Annotated in this window: 15 protein-coding genes; 7 read left to right on the top strand and 8 right to left on the bottom strand. The window is 71.0% G+C overall.

Annotated elements, in window-relative coordinates; genetic code table 11:
* Positions 1-25: 25 nt before the first annotated feature.
* From D187_RS31710 to D187_RS31695, 4 genes are all read right to left on the bottom strand, one after another.
* A complete protein-coding gene (locus tag D187_RS31710) occupies positions 26-1,789 on the bottom strand; it encodes an Aq_1262 family (lipo)protein (protein WP_002624562.1) in 1,764 nt (587 codons plus the stop codon).
* Between the two features lie 84 nt (positions 1,790-1,873).
* Positions 1,874-3,847: a PhoX family protein gene (locus D187_RS31705; RefSeq protein WP_051256636.1), complete on the bottom strand. Its 1,974-nt coding sequence runs from the start codon at positions 3,845-3,847 to the stop codon at positions 1,874-1,876.
* Positions 3,848-3,960: 113 nt separating this feature from the next.
* On the bottom strand, positions 3,961-4,533 hold the full coding sequence (locus D187_RS31700) for a DUF192 domain-containing protein (protein ID WP_002624560.1): 573 nt from the start codon (positions 4,531-4,533) through the stop codon (positions 3,961-3,963).
* Between the two features lie 7 nt (positions 4,534-4,540).
* Positions 4,541-4,963 (bottom strand): TIGR02266 family protein, encoded by a 423-nt coding sequence (locus D187_RS31695; protein ID WP_002624559.1) that lies wholly within the window; start codon positions 4,961-4,963, stop codon positions 4,541-4,543.
* Here D187_RS31695 and D187_RS31690 point away from each other — a divergent pair.
* Entirely contained in the window at positions 4,962-7,322 is a 2,361-nt protein-coding gene (locus D187_RS31690; RefSeq protein ID WP_002624558.1) for a hypothetical protein, read from the top strand. The genes D187_RS31695 and D187_RS31690 overlap by 2 nt on opposite strands.
* Positions 7,323-7,395: 73 nt before the next feature.
* Positions 7,396-7,863, top strand: a complete 468-nt coding sequence (locus D187_RS31685; protein WP_002624557.1) for a YybH family protein — start codon at positions 7,396-7,398, stop codon at positions 7,861-7,863.
* A gap of 19 nt (positions 7,864-7,882) precedes the next feature.
* Here D187_RS31685 and D187_RS31680 read toward each other — a convergent pair whose 3' ends face one another.
* Entirely contained in the window at positions 7,883-8,854 is a 972-nt protein-coding gene (locus D187_RS31680; RefSeq protein ID WP_002624556.1) for a homoserine kinase, read from the bottom strand.
* Between the two features lie 115 nt (positions 8,855-8,969).
* Here D187_RS31680 and D187_RS31675 point away from each other — a divergent pair, with 115 nt between their 5' ends.
* Positions 8,970-10,580: a tetratricopeptide repeat protein gene (locus D187_RS31675; RefSeq protein ID WP_002624555.1), complete on the top strand. Its 1,611-nt coding sequence runs from the start codon at positions 8,970-8,972 to the stop codon at positions 10,578-10,580.
* Here D187_RS31675 and D187_RS31670 read toward each other — a convergent pair.
* The 3 genes from D187_RS31670 to D187_RS31660 are packed head-to-tail and all read right to left on the bottom strand — an operon-like array spanning position 10,577 to position 14,390.
* The gene (locus tag D187_RS31670) at positions 10,577-11,068 is read right to left on the bottom strand and encodes a hypothetical protein (protein ID WP_002624554.1); all 492 of its coding nucleotides are present in this window, start codon (positions 11,066-11,068) and stop codon (positions 10,577-10,579) included. The genes D187_RS31675 and D187_RS31670 overlap by 4 nt on opposite strands.
* Entirely contained in the window at positions 11,065-12,411 is a 1,347-nt protein-coding gene (locus D187_RS31665; protein ID WP_002624552.1) for a cyclic nucleotide-binding domain-containing protein, read from the bottom strand. Before D187_RS31665 ends, D187_RS31670 begins: the two co-directional genes overlap by 4 nt.
* Before the next feature lie 41 nt (positions 12,412-12,452).
* A complete protein-coding gene (locus D187_RS31660) occupies positions 12,453-14,390 on the bottom strand; it encodes an FHA domain-containing protein (protein ID WP_162159721.1) in 1,938 nt (645 codons plus the stop codon).
* A gap of 176 nt (positions 14,391-14,566) precedes the next feature.
* On the opposite strand from D187_RS31660, the gene D187_RS31655 reads away from it, so the two are divergent.
* The 4 genes from D187_RS31655 (at position 14,567) to gspD (ending at position 20,689) form a co-directional block, all read left to right on the top strand.
* Entirely contained in the window at positions 14,567-15,562 is a 996-nt protein-coding gene (locus tag D187_RS31655; RefSeq protein ID WP_043432431.1) for a ParB/RepB/Spo0J family partition protein, read from the top strand.
* Positions 15,563-15,584: 22 nt separating this feature from the next.
* On the top strand, positions 15,585-16,997 hold the full coding sequence (locus D187_RS31650; RefSeq protein ID WP_002624546.1) for a sigma-54-dependent transcriptional regulator: 1,413 nt from the start codon (positions 15,585-15,587) through the stop codon (positions 16,995-16,997).
* A 192-nt stretch (positions 16,998-17,189) separates the two neighbouring features.
* The gene (gspC, locus tag D187_RS31645; RefSeq protein WP_002624545.1) at positions 17,190-18,110 is read left to right on the top strand and encodes a type II secretion system protein GspC; all 921 of its coding nucleotides are present in this window, start codon (positions 17,190-17,192) and stop codon (positions 18,108-18,110) included.
* A gap of 23 nt (positions 18,111-18,133) precedes the next feature.
* On the top strand, positions 18,134-20,689 hold the full coding sequence (gspD, locus tag D187_RS31640; protein WP_002624544.1) for a type II secretion system secretin GspD: 2,556 nt from the start codon (positions 18,134-18,136) through the stop codon (positions 20,687-20,689).

The raw sequence follows: 20,689 nt of genomic DNA, 5'->3' as shown, positions 1-20,689 counted from the left end.
GGCCCCGCCCCGCTCCCGGTGGCCCTCAGCGCGAGGCGGTCCGCTCCGGCGGCACCCACCCCGGAAGAACGGCCTCCTCGAGGCCCGTCTCCCCGTCCTGCTCCAGCCGCTTCCTCACGTGGGGCGCCGTGCCCACCACCACGTCCCGGCCGCCCTCGAAGCGCTGCGCCTTCACCAGCCCCAGGTACGCCCGATCCAACCGCAACGCCCGCGCGGACGAGGGCACGAGCAGCGTCGAGATGTCCCGCGTCAGCGCCTTCACCGCGTCGGGCCGGAGCGTCCCGTCCCCCCGGAAGAAGCGCGCCTGCACCTCGTCGTTGCTCCCGTAGTCGTCGCCTCCGCCCACCTGCTCCAGCCAGTGCGCGTATTCACCCCGGCCATCGGCTCGCCGCGGCTCCGGCAGGCCCTTCAGCCCCCGCGTGCCCCAGTGGTACCAGCCCTCCTGCACGGCCAGGCCCGGCGCGTACTTGCGCGCGAAGCTGAACGTGCTGTCCGTCGTCGCCCCCACCCCGCCATGACACCCGATGCAGGCCGTGGTCTCCTCGACGTTCTGGGGCCGCAGCTCGCCGTCCGCCGCCTCGATGAAGCCCTGCATCACCCAGCCCGTGCCCGTGCCCACCCCGCGCTCCACGTCCGCGTGCACCTTCTTGAGCACGTCCGGGTGCTTCATCTTCTCGCGAGCCTCGGCCTCGGCCGCCAGTTGCAGCTCGCTGTACGTGCGCCAGCGCGTCTTGCGCATGTAGCGCAGCTCCTTCATCCGCGCGGCCATGCGCACCCGGCCTCCCTCCACATCGAGGTAGCGCAGGCTGTGGAGGAACTCGGTGCCTCGCGGGTAGAGCCCCGCCGCGGGCCAACCCTCTCTCGCCGCGTCCAGCCCCGCCGCCTGCCCCACGTACCCGAACGTACGCCCCGGCCTCGGCGGCCACACGAAGGCCACGCGCTTCGCCGTGCCCAACACCCCATCCCCATCGAGATCCGAGCCCAACTCCCGCTCGTCCGTGGCCGGCACCGGCACGTCCTCCCGCCGGATGAACGCCTCCAGGATGGCGAGGTTGGTGCGATAGACGGCCTTGCTCTCCCGCCCCGCCGCGTCGCGACGGAACGCCTCGGGCAGCCGGACGAACACGTCCCCCGCGCTGCCGTTGGTGGGCCAGAACATGCCCGGAAACGGCGCATAGGCGAACGCCCTCCACCCCGTCATCACCCCGTCCGGCGAATGATCGAACCCCTCCCCGTCCGTCTGGAACCAGCAGTCCGGCGTGTAGCCCTCCCACCGGCCATCTCCATTGGCGTCCCACGCGGCCGGAGGCTTCGCCAGCGCTGACGCCAGCCGCAGCCCACCGCTCGCGTCCACGTAGTTGCTCGTGCGCACCCAGGCCAGCACCTCGGCCTCGGACCACTCGACGGGCGGCGGCGGCTGGAGCACGTTCGTCCAGCGGTTGTCCTCCGCGTACCGGGACACGGTGAGCACCGTCTGGAGTTCCGCGTCCTCGACATAGTTCGGCGCCCGCGGCGTCTGATGGCACGCGAAGCAGCCGTTGCGCGTCCGTCCCCCCTCCGTGCTCCGGGTGTCCGCGTAGCACTGCGCGGGCAGATACGCCGAGGGGTTCGAGAGCCGGGGCGCGGTCCGATCAGGCGTCGCCGGCATGGCCGCCGCGAGGGACTCACTCACCTGGCGCAGGGGGTCTGGCGCGGGCGGAGGCAACGACGTCGAGCGCCACGCGGCGACGCCTCCCGCGGCGAACAATCCCAGCACCCACACCACGCTCGTCACTCTTCGGCGATCCATGTCCTGCCTTCACCTGCGAACGCCGCGGGGCCCGCCCGGACTCACTCCCGGATCCGGCCCCGCGGCGGTGTCATGACTCGAGCTTCAGTTCATCGCCGGGAACGGACCGATGTACCCGGTGTACGACTTCGCCGCGCTCGCATCCGCGCCCAGCTTGTCCGTGTCGGACTCGCCATAGGGGTGCTGAACCTGGGCTTTGATGTACGCGTGGCCGTTGATGTCCGGGTAGAAGTAGACGCCCGTCGTCTCCGAGCCGTAGGGCGTGGAGAAGATGCGCGTGAGCTGGCGGGTGACGACGTTGTAGGCCCACACCACGTCGTTCTGGTGGCCCTCGGTCGCGTCCTCGCCGATGAGCAGCGTGTCATACCCGTTGACGAAGCTCAGGTTGTCCGGGTTGGCGATGCCGTTGATGCCACACACGTTCCCGGTCGCCGGCTTCGCGACGCCGTTGCCGTCCGGCAGCGTGAAGTCGGGAGCATGATAAGGGCTGTTGCTCGGATAGGGGCTGGCGCCCGGCGCCTTCAACCACGCCCCCTCCACCAGCGCCGAGGCGGACTCGGCGACATAGTCACTGCCCACCTCCGAGTTGGGCGAGACGACCAGCTCGTAGACCGCGCCGCAGTCGTTCTGGGCGAGCTGCACGTGGTTGGGACCGCCCAGGTCGCGCGACGCATGCGAATGGGTCATCCCGTTGTTCACCTCGCTGAAGGCCACGTAGAGCCGGTGGGTGGCGGGGTTGTACGCGAGCCCCTCGGTCTTGCGGAACTCGGTGGTGCCCCCGACGTAGGCCGCGTACCGGCGGCTCTCCAGGCGCGAGGCCGCCACCTCCTGGTCCGGCTTGAGCCGCAGGCACTCGCGGCCCGTCTCGGTGTTGACGGCGCGGAACCCCTGGCTCGCGCTGGGGCACGTCCCATCGGCCGCCTGGGTCTCGACCTCGAAGATGTCGGAGAAGTGGATGCCTCCGTCGATCAGCGCCTTGACCTGCGCGTTCGTCGCGCTGGGGCCCAGGGGCAGCCAGTAGAGATCCGCCCGGCCCGCGCCCTGGCCCGCGGCGCTCGTCTGGAACCACCGCGCCGCGTAGAGCTTGCCCTCGGACAGGTCCCCCGCCCGCGTCGCCACGAACATGTAGAGGGCGTCGTTGGTGCCGTCGTCGGTCAGGTACACCGTCTTGCGGTCCGGCATCACATAGGCGAGCTCGAGCGCGCGCCGGCCCGCCGCGTAGTGCTTGGTGACCTTCGTCGTCCCCGAGCCGTCCACCGCGACCTCGACCACGTAGCCATAGCGGTAGGGCGAATAGACGGCCTTGACCTGATCCACGGTGGCCGTGGAGGCATCCAGCCCCCAGTAGCGCAGCATCGAGCGCTCGGACGAGCTGAGGCCGCTCACCGTTCCCGCCGCTTCCGCCTTCTCGGTGGCGCGCGCGTCCGGCGGATACTCCTCGCTGCCCAGGTGCGTGCCCCACGGCGACACGCTGCCCGCGCAGGGCGTCCACAGGCCATCCACTCCCGAGAAGTCGATGGGCCGCGTGCTCTGCGCCGTGAGCTTGCCGTCCGGCGACTGGCGCAGCTCGGAGAGGTACATCGCCGCGGGCGTGGTCTCGAAGTGGGTGACCTCGAAGATGCGGTTGCCCGCCTGCAAGAGCGACGAGAAGTCATTGGACGGAGAGATGAAGTCCGAGCCGTCCGTGTTCTTCACCGGCTTGCCGTCCTTCTGGACCATGCGTCCGAAGAGCTGGCCGCCCAGGTCCTGGCCGCTGCGCAACACCGTCTCGTAGCCGATGGGAATCTCCCGGCCATTCACGCTCGCCTTCGAGCTGGCGTAGACGGCGCGCTTCTCGGCCTCCGTGCTCGCGGCGTTGATCGGCGCGAAGGTGAGCGACTTGCCGTTTCCCGGCTCCCCCTTGTCGCCCGGCGTTCCCGGTGCTCCCGGTGCTCCCGGTTCGCCCTGGGGACCCTGCGGCCCCGTGCCACCGCTGCACGCGGAGAGCGCGAGCACGGTCACCGATGCACATACCCAGCGCCCGGCGCGGCGCTCCCACTTCGATTGCCCAAATCGCATCGTGTCCTCGCTTCGGAGCACCAGCCCGAGGGGCGGCTCCGAGGGGGACGGACGCTACAAATGGCATGTGGCGCTCTCGCGACATGCGTGTGTCATGCCCGCCACACGAAGGCTCAGGGAATGACGGGGATGTGCTCCACGCCCTCGAAGCGCACGTGGGCCCCGCGCGCCAGGCCCGCCTTGCGGCTCCACCCTCCGGGCACCTCCAGCACGTAGCGGCCCGGCTCGCTCACGAAGCGCTGGACGAGCGAGCGCGGCGCGGCGTTCTCGACGATGCCCACCACGCGCCCCGCGGAGTTGATGAAGATCATGTCCAGGGCGATGAGCGTGTTGCGCATCCAGAAGCGCTGCACCTCCTCGTCCGGGAAGATGAAGAGCATGCCCTGCCCCTCGGGCAGTTCCTTGCGCCACATCAGGCCGCGCGAGCGCGTGTCGGGAGTCGCCGCCACCTCCACGTCCACCGCGTGCACGCCTCCAGACACATCCTCGAGCAACACCCGCGCCCGCGGCAACGTGGGCCCCACGTCATCCTCCCCATCCTGGTGCTTCACCTTCTGGTGCTTCACCTTCCGGGCCGTGGGGGGCGCCATCTTCTGGCGCTCCACCTGGTCCCGGGCCTCGGCGGGCCGACAGCACGTCAGCCCCACCACGACCCAGAACCCCCACGCCCCATGGCGCCGGTTCATCCCCGGCTCATTCCATGTGCAGCTGCTTGTTGAGCAGCTTCTCGGTGAGCTGCGTGCCGAGGCTGTCTGCCATCAACCGCTCCACCACGCCCTCGAACTCGGAGCGCTGGCGCTCGTCGTTGTAGATGAAGCGGATGCCCATGCCGGGCTCCTCCGCCTCGCCCTGGCTCCAGACCACCTCGCCGAGCAGCTCGAAGGGCCCGTCGCGCTGGGGCACGGTCAGCTTGAACAGGAAGCGCGTGCCGATGGGCAGCGGCTTCTTCGTCTTGATGAAGGTGCCTCCCTTGGAGATGTTCTTCGTGTAGTCGGCGAAGAACGAGTTGAGCTTCTTGTAGTCCACCTTCAGCTCGATGGGCGCGCGAGCGAATTGGCGGCTTTCGGCACCTGTCTTCTGTTCGGCCATGCTCGGCGGAGTATAGGAGAAGGTCATGCGCCAAGTCCTCATCCGTGCCACGAACCTCATGCGGCGCCCCTCGGGCCTGGTCCCCGCCGGGATTCTCGCGCTCGGCGGCTCGGCCCTCGTGCTGCTTCCCCTCTTCGGGGTGCCCGGCCTCGAGCTGGGCCTCGCCCTGTCCATTGGCGTGGGGCTGCTCGGCGGTGGCCTCGGCATCGCCTCCGTCCACCAGGAGCGTCGCCTGCTCGCCGCACAGGCAGCCAGCCCCGACGCGGGAGTGCCGCCGCGCCCGGGGGCGTCCATGCGGCTCGCCTGGAGAGCGCTCGCACCCGCACTGCTCGTCAACCTGGCCGTCCTCGTGCCGCCCTTCCTCGCCTCCACCCTCTACGCGTGGCTCGGCACCCGGTGTGACCCCTTCGCCCTGGTGGGCTTCTACCCCTTGCTCACCCTGCCCTCCGCGGGGCTCGCCTCCGTCGTGGGCGTCTTCTGCGGCTTCGCCACCCGGCGCGCGGGCCGGGCCGGGTGGCTCTACGTCGGCATCCTCCTCGTGTCGCTGTGCGTCACCGTCTGGCCCATCGTCCTCGGGCCCCAGGTCTACGCCTTCAACGCCTTCCTGGGCCACCTGCCGGGGCCGCTCTATGACGAGACGCTCACCCTGTCCTCCGCCCTGCTGTGGTTCCGCGCGGAGACGCTGCTGCTCATCTTCGCCGTCCACGCCCTCACCGAGCTGCTGTTGGACCCCGTCCAGGCGCGGCTCGGCCGCCCCCGCCCCCGCGTCGGGCCCCTCTTGCTGCTCGGCCTGACGCTCGGCCCGGTGCTGCTCATCGAGGCGCACGCGACGGACCTCGGCCTGCGCATGTCGGACGCCACGCTGCGCGAGCGGCTGGGGGGCGTGCGCGAAACGGAGCACTTCGAGTTCATCTACCCGCGCGCCCTGCGCCGCGAGGACGTGGACCGGCGCGCGAGGGACTTGGAGTTCCGCCACGCCCAGCTCGCGCGCTTCCTCGGCCGCGTGCCCGAGGGCCGCATCCGCGTGTGGCTCTACTCCACCGACGACGAGAAGCAGCGGCTGGTGGGCGCCGGCCGCACCCAGTTCGCCAAGCCCTGGCGCCAGGAGCTGCACATCAACGGCCGGGACTACCCCCACCCCACGCTCAAGCACGAGCTGGCGCACGTCATGGCGGCGCCCTCGGGCAGCGGGCCCTTCCGCGTCACCACCCGGCTGGGCGTCTGGCCCCTCATGGGCGTCATCGAGGGCATGGCGGTGGCCGCGGACAACCCCGTGCAGGGAGATCTCACGCTCGACGAGTGGGCCGCGGGCATGCGCCGGCAGAAACTGGCCCCGGACATCCGCAAGCTCGTGGGCCCCGAGGGCTTCTACCAATCCGCCCCCGCGCGCGCGTACACCCTGGTGGGCTCCTTCCTGCGCTACCTCGCCGACACCCACGGCCCGGACAAGCTGCGCCTGCTCTACGCCCACGCCGACTTCGACGCCACCTACGGCCGTCCGCTCGACGCGCTCGCCACCGAGTGGGAGCGGCACCTGGACGCGCTGCCGCTCGACGAGGCCACGGTGAACCGCGCCTTCCAGCGCTTTCGCACCGGCAGCCTCTTCACGCGCTCGTGCGCCCGCGAGGTGGCGCGCCTGCAGGACGAGGCGCGCGAGCTGCTCGCGGCCGATCCTCCCCGCGCGCTCGCCGCCTACGAGCGCGCCGCCCTGCTCCAGCCCCAGGAGCCCTCCTTCCGCCTGGGCCAGGCCCTCGCCCTGGATCGCCTCGAGCGCCCCGACGAGGCCGCCCAGGTGCTCGCCCAGGTGGCCGAGCAGGTGAAGGAGCAGCCCGCCCTGAAGGCCGAGGTGGCGCTCGCCCAGGCCGACGTGGAGTCGCGGCGCGGCCAGCTCGAGCCCGCGCGGACCTTCCTCGAGCACGTCCTCACGCTCACCCCCAGCCCGGAGGTGACGCGCACGGCCCAGGTGAAGCTCGCCGCGCTGGACTCGCCCGTGCGCTCCACCCTCCAGGCCTACTTCCGGGACGAGGCCGAGGAGCTGCGCCTGTTGCGGCTGTCCACCGCCCTGCAGGTGGCCCCCCAGGACATCTATGTCCACTATCTGTTGGGCCGGCGCCTGCTCCAGGCGGGCGCCCCCGTCGCCGCCCTGCCCCACCTGTCGCGCACCGTCGAGGGCGAGGCCCCCGCCGCCATCCGCCGCGAGGCCCGCCGGCTCCAGGTCCAGGCGGCCTACCTCGCCGGGGACTGCGGCGCCGTGCGCCACGCCGTGGGCACGCTGCCCGACGAGGGCCCCGCCCTGCGCGCCCTCGTCACCGAGTGGGCCGAGCGCTGTGACTTCGAGGAGCGCCTCTACGGCGGCCCCCTGGTGCCCCGCGATGCTTTCCGCTAGACGCCCCCCGTCGCGGCACGGGGAATGCACCTTCTCGTGCGCGGTTGTGCCCCTTCACGGAGACCCTATCCCCATGAACGTCCGCCCGTTGTTCGTCACTGTTCTGCTGGTGCTCTCGGCCTGTGGCCCCCGCTACATCCCCGGCACGCAGATCAACGACACCCAGGACACCCGAGCCATTCTCAAGGTGATGGAGCGCTATCGCGCGGCCGTCGAGGCGCGCGACGCCAAGGCCATCCAGGCGCTCGTCTCACCGAACTTCCGGGACAACGCCGGCACGGAGGATCCCGTGGATGATCTGACGTCCGAGAACCTGGCCCAGGCGCTGCCGGCGCTGCTCAGCCGGGTGGACGCGCCCCGGCTGGAGATGGACGTGCGCCGGGTGGACGTGAAGCGCGACGGGTGGGCCACGGTCATCTACTACTGGAACGCGAGCTGGCGCGCCCCGGGGCTCATGGACAGGCCCCAGCGCGACTCGGAGCTCGAGCAGATGGTGCTCCAGCGCGAGGACGGCGAGTGGCGCATCGTCACCGGAATCTGAGCCGGACAGGCGCGCGCGCTCACACACCCACGAGCGCGCGCAGCCCCTCGGGCCCCATCTGGTGCAGGGCGCGCGCCCGGGCCAGGTAGGTGCGGAAGTCCTTGGGTGCCAATTTGTCAGGCGGCAGGCCGGACAGGTGGAAGTCGCGGATGCGACTGGCGGTGTAGCGCACCGCGCCGAAGAGCGCGTGGCCATAGAGGCTCTCGCGCTCGGCGGGCAGGAGCGTGCGCTGCACCTGGTAGCCGCGCAGGAGGCCCTGGCACAGCTCCGGGCGGTAGCGGCCCGAGTCGAAGCACCACGCGTTGAGGGTGATGGCCACGTCCAGCGTCAGCGCGTCCTGGCATGCCATCTCGAAGTCGAAGAGGGCGCTCACCCGCTCCCCCAGCCACTTCACGTTGTCGAGGAAGATGTCGGCGTGGATGACGCCGCGCGGCTCCTGTCCCCCGCGCAGGGACTCGGCGCGGGCGAGGTGGCCGTGCAGCTCCCGGGCGATGGCGGACAGCTCCGCGTCGGGGTGCTGCTCGAGCCCCTTCAACCAGCCGCGCACCACCTCCGGGCCGTAGGGATTGGCGCGCACGCCCAGGTAGGACGCCCCGACGCGGTGCAGCTTGCCCAGCTCCACGCCCAACGCCTCCAGGTGCTCGGAGGTGAGCCGCTCGCGCGTGAGCTCCTCGCCCTCGAGCCACGCGAAGACGACCACGCGCCCGCCCTGCAGTTCCAGGAAGGGCGAGCCGTCGCGGGTGGAGACGAGCCGGGGCGAGGGGAAGTGTGACGCGTTGAGCAGCGCGAGCAGTCCCGCCTCGAAGTTCAGGTCATCCGCGGAGCGCACCGTGGTGTGGCGCACGAAGTAACGGCCCGAGCTCGTCACCAGGCGGAAGTTGCTGTTGATGGAGCCCTGGGGAATGCCCGTCAGCTCCCGCACGGTGCCCAGCGCATAGGCATCCACCAGCCGCTGGAGGGCCACCGCGTCGAGTTGGGTATAGAGCGCCATGGATGTCCTCTCGCCGCCCCCCCGTTGCCGCCACGAGGGAGCGTGCCTATCTCCGAGCGACCCATCGTGACACCCCCCACCATCTGAAACCATTCAAAACCTCGGAGGCGAGCCCATGGCCACGTCGAATGCAACCCCTGGTGGACCGAGGGGAGGGCGGGGACGGCAGAGCTTCCGGATCGCCCTCCTGCAGGTGGGACTGGTGGCGCTGCTGTTCGCGGGGGCGGTGGCGTACCTCGTGCACCAGGGCTCGGTGCGCCGGGATGTGAACACACGGCTGAAGACGGCACGCGTCCTGTCCGTGCGCGACAACCCGGCGGACCTGCGCCAGGCCCTGGTGGAGCTGGACGCCCTGTTCCTCCTGGACGACCAGGAGAAGGATGCCCAGGCGCTGGCGGCCGACGTGAACACGCGACTGTGGCTGGAGCACCAGCAGCCGGAGGCCCAGGCCCGGGCGCGCGAGCACCAGGCCCGCGCCGAGGCGTTGGACTCGCGCTCGGGCGAGCGCTATGGCACCCACGCGCGGCTGCTGCTCGCCGAGGGGAAGACGGAAGAGGCCGGGAAGTACCTGGAGGAGCTCCAGGCCCAGGGCGCGAAGAACCCGAAGCTGGCCCTGGCCGAGGCGCAGGTACTGCTCACCCGGGGCCGGCTCGCCGAGGCGCGGCAGTCCTTCGCCCGGGCGAGCGAGGCGGCGTGGAGGGAGCCGCGCTATGCCCAGGCCCACGGGGAGGCCCTGCTCGACGAGGGACTGGCCGCCCAGGCCGCCGAGGCCTTCAAGAAGGCCACGGTCGCCTCCCCCTGGCACCTGCGCGCGCGCCTGTCGCTGGCGCTCGCCCGGCTCTACCAGGGCACGGGCCAGGAAGAGGCCCGGAAGACGGTGGCGGACGTGCTCTCGCGCGAGGAGGAGCTCTCCCCTCCCCTGAAGGCGCGGGCCCTGAGCGTGCGCGCGGCGCTGGCGCTGGCGGAGGAGCGGCCCGACGAGGCCCTCAAGGCCGCGGCGGAGGCACTCGCCGCGTCACCGGACGAGTACCAGGCCCTCTTCCTGCGCGCCCGGGCGCTGGCGCGGCGGGGGGACGCGGGCGCTCGCGAGGCCTTCCTCGCGGCGGTGGAGCGGCGGAGAACCGCGCCCCTGCTCTACCTCGAGGGGGCCCGGGTGCTCCGCGAGGCGCGCGACGGAGAGGGCGCGCTGAAGCTGCTGGATGCCTACGCGGCCGTCTTCCGCGACGTGCGGGTGCCCGCCGGCGAGGGCCAGCAGGTGGGCGCGCTGGAGCGGGACGAGCGCTACTGGCTCGCGCGGGGCGAGGTGATGGAGGCGCTAGCCCGCGGGGACGCCGCGCTGGAGGCGTACGATCGGGCCCTGGCGGTGAAGGGCGTGGGCCGGGCGCGCGCCCAGTACGCCAAGGCGGCGCTGCTGCTGTCGCGCGGGGACGCGGCCAGCGCCCGGCCCCTGCTCGCGGAGTTGACGCCGGACAATGGAATGGGCGCGCTGCCCGAGGCCTACGAGGCCATGGGCCGCCTGCTCTTCTCCGAGGGCGAGTTCGCCCAGGGCTGCCAGCACTACTACGTGGGCCTGAGCCGCGCGCACCAGCAGGGCACCTCCCCCGAGGCGCTCCAGCGCAAGGCGGCGGACGTGGAGAAGCGCCTGACGGACTCGGGCCAGGCCGCCATGGCCCGATCCTGGAAGACCGAGACGGACGCGCTGCTGCGCCAGGTGGGCGGGCTCTAGAACAGCTCGCCGGGACTCAGGTTCCGGTTCTTCGCGCTCACCACACGCCACACCCCATCCGCCTGCTTATCGAAGCGGGCCTCGATGAGGTAGGCGCTCAGCACGCTGTCGCGCGCCAGATTCTCCAGCGTGTCCGCCTCCGAGCGGCCGAAGATGAGCTTCACCTGCACGTCGCCCTGGCTCGGAGACACCTCCGTCACATGCAGGTCCTTCACGAAGACGCGCACCCACTGGCCGCGCAGCACCTGCCCCAACAACACGCCCTTGAGCTGCTGCTTGTCCCAGCCCTGCTCCGAGCGGAAGGACTCGGCCACGCCGTCCATCAGGTCCGCCATGTCCTTGCGCTCGGCGGCGTCGCTCATCTGGAGCACCCGCCGGGTGATGGCGTCCTTCACCCCCGGCTCCTGCTGGGGCCAGAGGGCGAGCACCGCACCCGCGGCGAGCAGCGCCAGCACCACCCCCAACACCTGACCTCGGGACAACGTCATCCCACGCTCCCGGTCTCCGGCGCATCCACTTCCAGCAGCTCGTCCGCGTCGAGGATCTCCGCGGGCCGCAGCGCCTCGCCGATCTGCTTGAGCCGGCGGTCGGACAGCTGCTCGAGGTACTTCTGGATGTGGGGGTACTGCTTCACCAGCTCATGGAAGGCCGCGCGCGCGAGGAAGGCGGCGGCCGTCTTGCGCGCGGCCACCACGGTGGCCGTGGCGCGCAGGCCCGTGAGCAGGGAGATCTCCCCGGCCACCTCGCCCTCGCGCAGCACGCCCAGGCGCACGGTGCCACCCGCGGGGTCCTCCTTCTGCACCACCAGCTCGCCGGCCAGCACGAGGAAGAGGCCCGGGGAGTGCTCGCCCTCCACCAGCACCTTCTCGCCGGGCGGCAGGGCGCGGAAGTCGAAGCGCTGCAGGAGCGCGGCGCGCTCGGACTCGGGCATGGGCTGGAACAGGGGCGAGGTGGCGATGAGGTTGCGCTCCATGCGCTTGTGCGCGAACTGCGCCAGCACCTGCGGCACCGAGGGGTGGCTCTTGGCCACCGCGTTGAGGTGCTCGCGGCGCACCTCGAAGACCTCCAGGTCCACCACGGCCGTCACGGTGGCCGTGGAGGGCGCGCCGGTGAGCAGCGACAGCTCGCCGAAGATGGAGCCGCCCCCGAGGAAGCCCAGCGTCCGGGCCTCCTCGCCCACCTGCCGCGTCACCTCCGCCTTGCCGGCGACGAGGACGTACAGCCGGTCGGGGCTGTCGTTCTCGGCGCTCACCACCTCGTCGGCCTTGATGGAGCGGTAGCCCATGCGCGTGACCAGGTCGATGAAGGCCTCCAGCTCCAGCTCGGCGAAGAGCGGCAGGGGGGGCCGGTCTCCCGGGTTGGCGCTGCCGCCGGGGTCCGGCGCGGCGAGCACCTCGATGGCGCGGTCGCTCAGCTCCTCGCCCACCATGCCCATCAGGTCCGTCTCCACCTTGCCGTCATAGAGCGTCTCGGGCGGCAGCGGCGGCGGCACCGAGGCGCGCCCGGCCGCGCTGCGCGAGGCGCGCGCATGCAGCCGCACCAGCGTGTCGCGCAGCCGCCGCTCCTGGGGCGCCAGCTCCAGTCCCAGCTTGCACGCCGCCATGGCGGACAGCAGGTAGTCGCGCCGCAACAGGCCCTCGGCGCACGCGTGGTACACGGTGACGGCCCGCTCGCGCTCGCCCAGCTCCGACAGGCAGCGCGCCGCCATCATCCGCGAGCGGTGGTCCGCGGGCACCCGGCGCACCGACTCGGCGAACACCGCCAGTGCCCGCTCGAACTGCCGATCCTCCAGCAGATCCCACCCCAGTTCCCGCAACGATGACTCGTTCATCTGGCTCCTCCCGCGCTGGCGCGCGACCCTAGCGCACCTGACTACGGGGTCGTCGCCCGAAGTTGCTCCTCGGCCTGGATCTTCAGTACCGAGCCCTCGGCGGCCAGCTCGGAGATCATCCGGAACGTCTCCAGGGAGCGCTCGGGATCCCGATCCCGCTGCATGTAGGCCTGCCGGTAGACGTCCTCCAGCCGCGACTGCAGGGCCGCCTGTCCCTCCCGGGCCCGGGGATCCTCCGGGTTGAGGCGCACGGCCTCCTGGAAGAAACCGGCCGCGCCGGGCAGATCCTTGCGCGCCAGGGCCGCCTTGCCCGCGACCACGGAGGACTGCACGAGCTGACCGCGGATCGTGTCCCCCACGGCGCCCTTGAAGCCGATCTGCCGGTAGAGGTCCGCCGCCGAGCGCAGGGGGCGCGCCGCGGACTCCAGCGCGTTGGAGCTCACCTTGCGCTGGGCATCCTCGTAGAAGCGGGCGAACTGGGGGATGAGCTTCTTGAGCAGCCGGGCGCGCTCGCGGATCTCCTTGTCGGCCGCGTGCTGCTCGATGACCCGGTCACACTCGAGCACCGCGCGCGCGTAGTCCCCCGCGTCGAAGCGCTGCTGCACGGGGCTGAAGGCGGCGAGGACGAACGCCTCGCGCTGGGCCTGGGCCTGACGGGCGGCGGCGGCCCGGCGGTTGTTCTCCTGGAGCTCCGCGTCCACGGCTTCCTGGGCGAGCACCGACTCCAGCTCCGCCACCCGGGCCAGGTAGGGCGGCTGGCGATCAGCGGGCAGCCGGGAGATGAGCATGTGCGCCGTGGTCACGTCCCGGGCCTCCAGCGCGGCCTCCACCTGCTTCACCTGGTAGTCGAGCTCGGCCTTGGCCAGCTCGGCCTCGAGCTTCACCCGCGCCTCCGCGGTCTTCGCCGCGGTGCCAGGAGGCGTCGACGTGAGCAGCTCGCGCGCCTTGGCGAACTCGAAGGCGCCCATGAGCGCGCGCACCTCGTCGAAGGCCTTCACGATGGACAGCTCCTTGCGAGCGGCCGCCAGGAAGTTCTCCGCGTCCATGCCCGGAGCGAGCCCGTCGGCCTGCTCGGCCAGGTCCACCGCTTCCGCGTAGTCGCCGCGCCGGAAGGAGTTGCGCGCCTCCTGCAACAGGGTCTGGGCGCGAATCTGCTTCTGCGTGAGGGGGGCGGGCTCCGAGGAGTCGTGCTTGAGGAAGAGCACCCCGCCGCCAATGAGCGCGAGCACCAGCACGAGCACGCCCGCGACCATCAGCCGCAAGGGGTCGCGCGGGGGCGGCTTCGGGGGGAGCGCCTTGGCCGCCTCCTCCTCGGCCTTCTTCTTCGCCGCTTCCTCCTCTTCCTCGGCCTTCTTCTTCGCCGCTTCCTCCTCCTCCTCGGCCTTCTTCCGGGCCTCCTCCTCCTCGAGCGCGAGGCGCTCGGCCTCCTCCTTCTCCTTGCGCTCGGCCTCCTCCTCCTCCTGCCGCTTGCGCCGGATGCGCTCCAGTTCGTCGACGAAGCGGATGCTGGTGCGGCCAATGGTGATGACGTCGTCGTGGTTGAGGCGCACCTCCTCCACGCGCTCGTCATTCACCCGGGTGCCGTTGCCGCTGACCAGGTCGCGCAACATCACCCCCGTCTCGCCGCCGTACACCAGCTCCACGTGGCGGCGCGACACGGACTGGTCCCCGAGCGTCAGCTCGCAGTCCACGCCCCGGCCGATCACCATGCGCACGCCCTGGAAGCGCTTGCGCCGGCCCCGATCCGGCCCCTCGATGATCTCCAGCGTCAGGGGCGGCCCGGCCCGCGTGGCGTCCGGATTGTCGTCCTCCTCCTGGAAGGACTGCTCCTCGTCGAAGGAGCCCTCGCCGTCGGAGGGCGGCGCGTCCCCCTCCTGCTCCTCTGGCGCCACGTCCTCCTCGCTCTCCTCGACGGGAGGCCGGGCCCGGGCGGAGGTGGTGGATGGATGGCGAGAGGGGTCGCGACGGTTGGGAGGCATGGCGGCGCGCATCTTACTCGCCCCGTGCCCGCCCCCCCAGCGTGGAGAAGACCCCCACCCTCCCCGCTTGACGCACCACGTCATGGCACCGGGACGCCCGAGTGGACAAACCAGGCAATGACTCCCCGCGCGTGATGCGGAAGCATGCCGCGGGTTTTCCGCTCGAGGGGCATCCCATGGCCGCCAAGTCGCCGCGCAAGAAGGCAGTCAGTGCGTCCACCACGACGCGCCGGCCCCGCCGCAAGAAGGCCGAGCCCGCCTCCAAGGGCCTCACCCCCGCCGAGGTGGTGAGCGAGGCGCACGCCCCCGAGACGGAGCTGGTGCAGGGCATCCTCGCCGACGGCGGCCAGGTGGTCGGCCTCTACCGGGATCCGCTCGGGGCGCACACCGTGGTGCTCGCCGCCCTGCCGATCGACAAGGTGGAGCCCACCCCCTACCAGCGCGACGTGTCCGAGCCCCACGTCAAGCGGCTCGCCTCGGCGATGGAGCGGTTGGACAGGTTCCTGGATCCCATCATCGCCATCCGCAAGGAGGGCCGGTACTGGACGCCCAACGGCAACCACCGGCTCCAGGCCTCGAAGCTGCTGGGGGGCAAGGCCATCATGGCGCTGGTGCTGCCCGAGGAGGACGTGGCCTATCAGATCCTCGCCCTCAACACGGAGAAGGCGCACAACCTCAAGGAGCGCTCCCTGGAGGTCATCCGCATGCACCGGGGCCTGACCGGCGCGCGCGCCGGGCGCGAGACGGACTTCGCCCACCTCTTCGAGGAGCCCGCCTTCCTCACGCTCGGGGCCGCGTACGAGAAACGACCGCGCTTCTCCGGCGGCGCCTACCACCCCTTCGTCAAGCGCGCCGAGGCCTTCCTCCCCCTGCCCATGCCCGAGGCGCTCGCGGTGCGCGAGGCCCGCGCGGACCGGCTGCTGGAGCTGGACGACACCGTGGCCGGCGTGGTGGACGCCCTCAAGGCGCGCGGCCTGCAGAGCCCCTACCTCAAGAACTTCGTCGTGGCGCGCATCAACTTCCTGCGCTTCAAGAAGGAGGGCCCCGTCGAGTTCGAGCCCACCCTCACCCGGATGCTCTCCAGCGCCCGCAAGTTCAACCTGGACAAGGTCAACCGCGAGGACCTCGGCCGCATGAGCGGACCCCTGCTGGGGAGCGAGGAAACGGAATGAGCCTTGCAGGACCGCGCCCACCATGACGACTCCCGCCGCCCCCACCGTTCTGATCGTCGATGACGACCGGGCCAACCTGGACTCCGTCGCGCGCATCTTCCAGCGCGAGGGCCTGGAGACCCTCACCGCCAGCCAGGGTGCCGAGGCGCTCGAGCGGCTGCGGCGGCCCGAGGTGAGCGTCATGGTGACGGACTTGATGATGCCCGGCATGGACGGGCAGGAGCTGCTCAAGGCCGCGCGCACCATCCGCCCGGACGTGGAGGTGGTGTTGATGACGGCCTACGGCACGGTGGAGACGGCGGTGGCCGCCATGAAGGACGGCGCCTACGACTTCATCACCAAGCCGCTCAAGCGCCATGCCCTGGTGAAGGCGGTGCAGAAGGCGCTGGAGAAGCACGACCTGGCGGCGGAGAACCGCGTCCTCAAGGCGAAGCTCGCGGAGATGGGCGGCCCGGGCGGACGCGCCATGGTGGGCCAGTCCCCCGCCTTCCGGGCGATGATGGACACCCTGCGCCAGGCGGCCCCCTCCACCGCCACCGTGCTCCTCTTGGGCGAGTCCGGCACCGGCAAGGAGCTGGCGGCGCGGGCGCTGCACGAGCAGTCCCAGCGCGCCAAGGGCCCCTTCGTCGCCATCAACTGCGGCGCCCTGCCCGAGAGCATCCTCGAGGCGGAACTCTTCGGCGTGGAGCGCGGCGCCTTCACCGGCGCGGTGAGCCGCCGCGAGGGCCGCTTCGAGCGCGCCCACGGAGGCACCCTCTTCCTCGACGAGGTGGGGGAGATGCCCTTGAGCGCCCAGGTGAAGCTCTTGCGCGTGCTCCAGGAAGGGGAACTCGAGCGCCTGGGCGGCACGCAGACCGTGCGGGTGGACGTGCGGATTGTCGCCGCCACCAACAAGGATCTGGTGCGCGAGGTGGCCGAGGGGCGCTTCCGCGAGGACCTCTATTACCGCCTGCACGTGGTGGAGGTGCGCGTGCCGGCGCTCGCCTCGCGCCGCGAGGACATCCCCCTGCTCGCCGACGCCTTCCTGCGCCGCTTCGCGAGCAAGAACGGCAAGGTCCTCAAGGGCTTCTCCCCCGACGCCCTCTCGGCCCTGGAGAACTACGCCTGGCCGGGCAACGTGCGCGAGCTGGAGCACGCGGTGGAGCGCGCCGTGGTGCTCGCCCGCGGCGACATCCTCGAGGTGGGCGACTTGCCGGAGACGGTGCGCAAGGGGCCCGTGGGCTCCGCCGGACAACTCGTCATCCCCATCGGCACCCCCATGGAGGAGATCGAGCGCCGGGTCATCCACGAGACCCTGCGGCACACCAAGGGCGACAAGACCCTCGCCGCCCGCCTGCTGGGCATCGCCGCGCGCACCATCTACCGCAAGCTGGAGCGCGAGGCCTCCGGCGGCCCCTCCACTGGCGACGCTTCCGGCCCGCTCCCGGACGAGTGACAGGGCGTCAGGCCGCCTCCCGCCGCGTTGACATTTTGTCTCGCGCCCCGGAAGCCAGGACTGGCCGTGTCAGCCGGACGAGTTATTCCGGAATGATTTCAAGACCTTGGCTGTAAGGCTCGGGTTGCCCGCTCCCCAATGTGGATGGCACCCCACTTGCTCAATCCCGGGCAGGCCTTTCCTGGACGTGAGATGGAACTCCTCTTCCGCAAGTACTTCTGGACGGTGAACCTGGTGTTCATCCTGCTCGTCGCGCTGCTGGCGGCGAAGACGGTGAACCTGTTCGTCGAGTCGGCCCTGATGCCCCTGCCCTCGGGTGAGGTGGCGGCCCGGCAGAAGGCCCGGCCCACCGAGACGCTGGCCTCGCTGGACATCCGGCGCATGTCGGAGCTGACGGGCGTGAAGATTCCCGAGCCCCCCGCCGTGGTGACCGAGCCCACCCAGCCCATGGCGGATCCCAACGCCGCGCCCGTCAAGAGCAGCCTGCGGGTGAAGCTGCTGGGCACGCTGGTGGCCAGCGACAAGCTGTGGAGCGTGTCGTCCATCCAGGACATGAACAACCAGCGGTCCTACACCTATATGGTGGGCGACACCATCGAGGGCAGCACCGCCGAGGTCATCGACATCGAGCGGCTGCGCGTCATCGTCCTCAACAACGGGCGCAAGGAGTACATCGACAACCAGCCGGGAGATGGCGCCGCCGTGGCCGCGTACACCCCGCCGCCCCTGCCCACCAACACGCCCGTGCAGACGCCCAACGCCGGCCTCGGCAACGGCATCCGCGCCACCGGCGAGAACGACTACGAGATTCCCCGCACGGAGATCGATCGCACGCTGGCCAACCTCAACGACGTGGCCATGCAGGCGCGCATCGTGCCGGCCTTCAAGGACGGTCAGGCGCAGGGCTTCAAGCTCTTCTCCATCCGCCCCGACTCCATCTACTCGAAGATTGGCGTCCAGAACGGCGACGTCATCAAGCGCATCAACGGCTTCGAGCTCAACAGCCCGGAGAAGGCCCTCGAGGTCTACACCAAGCTGAAGGAAGCCTCGCGGATCGAAATCGAGCTGGAGCGCAACGGCTCGAGCGTCCGCAAGAACTACACCATTCGCTAACCCCCGCCGTACCCCGCCCTTCCATGAAGACGCTTCCGTCCTGGTTGCTCCTGCTGTCCCTGGCGACGGCCTCACCCGCCCTGGCCCAGCGCCCCACTACTCCCGCCGATCGGCAGATCACCCCGCAGGGCACCAACCCCGAGGGAAATGGCACGACCGTGCGGCCCACGCCCACGTGCGAGGAGGTGCGCCGCCGCGCCCGCTACAACATCTACTTCGACAAGGTGGACATCGAGAAGCTGGTCCAGACGGTGTCGGACGCGACGTGCCGCACGTTCATCCTCCCGGAGAACGTGCGCGGGAAGATCTCCATCATCGGCCCGGAGAACGGGCGCGTGGAGGTGGACGCGGACCAGTTCTACGCGGCGTTCCTCGCGGCGCTCGACGCCAACGGCCTGTCCGTCTACCAGCACGGGCGCTTCCTGAAGATCGTGGACAAGCGCGCCGCCAAGCAGAACCCCATCCCCACCCTCATGGACGACGAGGGCGGGTACACGGGCAACGAGCAGATGATCACCAAGCTGTTCCGCATCAAGAACGTGGAAGTGGAGCCCCTGCGCGGCGTGCTCCAGCAGCTGGTGTCCAAGGACGGCGACACCATCCCGTACCCTCCGGACATCGTCATCATCAACGACGTGGGCTCCAACGTGCGTCGCCTCGAGCGCATCATCGATCAGCTCGACACGCGCTCGGCCAGCGACGAGGTGCGCATCATCCAGGTGCAGTACGCCACCGCCCAGGACGTGGCCGCCACGGTGCAGAAGCTCTTCGAGCAGAAGGGCGGCAACCCCAACCCGGGCATGCCCCAGGGCCGCACCCCGCGCGGCGCCCCCGCGGTGATGACCCCGCCGGGAGGCTCCATGGGCGAGACGATGCCCCCGAGCGGCGCGGGCGGCGACTCGGCCAGTGGCCCGGTGACGTTCTCGCAGATGATTCCGGATGAGCGCACCAACAAGCTCATCGTCGTGGCCAGCCCCGCGGCCTTCGAGCGCATCCAGAGCCTGGTGCGCGAGCTGGACATCCCCACCGCCGGCACCGAGCGCATCAACGTCTACCCGCTGGAGAACGCCAACGCGGAGGAGCTCGCCAGCACCCTGCAGACGCTCTCCCAGGGCACCGGCAACCGGCCGCGCTCGCCCGTTCCCGTGCCGGGCGCGCCGGGCATGCCCCGTCAGCCGGGCTCGGGCGGCGCCGCCGAGCTCTTCTCCGGCGAGGTGAAGATCTCCGCGGACAAGGGCACCAACTCGCTCGTCATCATCGCCAGCCAGAGCGACTACCGCAGCCTCGTGCGCGTCATCCGCGAGCTGGACAAGCCCCGGCGCCAGGTGTTCGTCGAGGCGGTCATCATGGAGGTCAACCTGGACCGCAAGCAGGACTTCGGGTTGAACGTGCACAGCGGCTACCAGCTGCCCATGCCCGGCAACCTGGGCACCGGCACGGGCCTCGTCGGCACCAAGTACAGCACCACCGGCCTGCCTCCCTCCTTCTCGCTCGCCAACCTGGCCGGCTTCGGTGGCTTCCTCGCGGGCCTCCAGGGCCCCGTCATCCCCGAGCTCAAGGCGCTGGGCCTCGACATCCCCGCCTTCGGCATCGTGCTGCACGCCTTCCAGCAGAGCTCGGACGTCAACGTGCTCTCCACGCCCCACCTGCTCACCAGCGACAACGAGGAGGCGGAGATCACCGTGGGCCAGAACGTGCCCTTCCAGTCCGGCTTCTCGCCCCAGTCGCTGGGCACCACCGGCACCCCGGGCACCACCGGCGGCGTCAACTCCCTGCTCGGCTCGCTCGGCGGTCTGAGCAGCCTCTACGCCCCCATCACCCGCCAGAACGTGGAGCTCAAGCTCACCATCAAGCCGCAGATCAACGAGAGCGACTTCATCCGCATGGCCATCACCGAGCAGACGGAGGAGATCGCCTCGACGGACGCGGTGCTCGGCCCCACGACGTCCAAGCGCAGCGCGAAGACGACGGTGGTGGCCAAGGATCAGGAGACGGTGGTCATCGGCGGCATCATGCAGGAGCGCACCATCGAGACCGTCGCCAAGGTGCCCATCCTCGGGGACGTGCCCCTGCTGGGCCACCTGTTCCGCTCCACCAACAAGAGCAAGACCAAGACGAACCTGCTGCTCTTCCTCACGCCCTACATCATCCGCGAGCAGTCGGACTTCCGGCGCATCTTCGAGCGCAAGATGGCCGAGCGGCAGCAGTTCGTGGAACAGTTCTACGGCCAGGTGGCCGGCTACGACGTGCCCGTGGACTTCACCCGCAAGAGCGGACCCCTGGGCCGCATGCGCCGCACGGTGCTCACCGAGGAGCAGAAGGCGGAGAACGGCGGCCCCGGCATGGCTGGCGAGCGCATCCTGCGGCCCGCCAGCGGCACGCCCGCCCCCTCGCCCGGCGCCGCTCCCGCGCCCACTCCCGGCGCGTCCTCCGTGGCCCCGGGGGAAGTCTCGCCGGGCGCCGGGGGTTTGCAGACTCCATCGGCCACGGAGGCCCCGGAAGTCCAGCCTCCGTCCGCCCCTCCTCCGGAGGATCCGGAGCGGCTGCGCCTCCAGCCGGACACCGGAAACCAGGAGTAA

The sequence above is a fragment of the Cystobacter fuscus DSM 2262 genome (assembly GCF_000335475.2).
Lineage (GTDB): Bacteria > Myxococcota > Myxococcia > Myxococcales > Myxococcaceae > Cystobacter > Cystobacter fuscus.
Note: the sequence above shows the minus strand (reverse complement) of the source record. Positions and strands in the feature narration are given on the sequence as shown.

Coding starts and splice junctions, on each gene's coding strand:
- gspD (WP_002624544.1), top strand. CDS start 18,134: ATGAAGACGCTTCCGTCCTGGTTGCTCCTGCTGTCCCTGGCGACGGCC.
- D187_RS31655 (WP_043432431.1), top strand. CDS start 14,567: ATGGCCGCCAAGTCGCCGCGCAAGAAGGCAGTCAGTGCGTCCACCACG.
- D187_RS31660 (WP_162159721.1), bottom strand. CDS start 14,390: ATGCCTCCCAACCGTCGCGACCCCTCTCGCCATCCATCCACCACCTCC.
- D187_RS31675 (WP_002624555.1), top strand. CDS start 8,970: ATGGCCACGTCGAATGCAACCCCTGGTGGACCGAGGGGAGGGCGGGGA.
- D187_RS31650 (WP_002624546.1), top strand. CDS start 15,585: ATGACGACTCCCGCCGCCCCCACCGTTCTGATCGTCGATGACGACCGG.
- D187_RS31685 (WP_002624557.1), top strand. CDS start 7,396: ATGAACGTCCGCCCGTTGTTCGTCACTGTTCTGCTGGTGCTCTCGGCC.
- D187_RS31710 (WP_002624562.1), bottom strand. CDS start 1,789: ATGGATCGCCGAAGAGTGACGAGCGTGGTGTGGGTGCTGGGATTGTTC.
- D187_RS31670 (WP_002624554.1), bottom strand. CDS start 11,068: ATGACGTTGTCCCGAGGTCAGGTGTTGGGGGTGGTGCTGGCGCTGCTC.
- D187_RS31665 (WP_002624552.1), bottom strand. CDS start 12,411: ATGAACGAGTCATCGTTGCGGGAACTGGGGTGGGATCTGCTGGAGGAT.
- D187_RS31690 (WP_002624558.1), top strand. CDS start 4,962: ATGCGCCAAGTCCTCATCCGTGCCACGAACCTCATGCGGCGCCCCTCG.
- D187_RS31705 (WP_051256636.1), bottom strand. CDS start 3,847: ATGCGATTTGGGCAATCGAAGTGGGAGCGCCGCGCCGGGCGCTGGGTA.
- D187_RS31680 (WP_002624556.1), bottom strand. CDS start 8,854: ATGGCGCTCTATACCCAACTCGACGCGGTGGCCCTCCAGCGGCTGGTG.
- D187_RS31695 (WP_002624559.1), bottom strand. CDS start 4,963: ATGACCTTCTCCTATACTCCGCCGAGCATGGCCGAACAGAAGACAGGT.
- gspC (WP_002624545.1), top strand. CDS start 17,190: ATGGAACTCCTCTTCCGCAAGTACTTCTGGACGGTGAACCTGGTGTTC.
- D187_RS31700 (WP_002624560.1), bottom strand. CDS start 4,533: ATGAACCGGCGCCATGGGGCGTGGGGGTTCTGGGTCGTGGTGGGGCTG.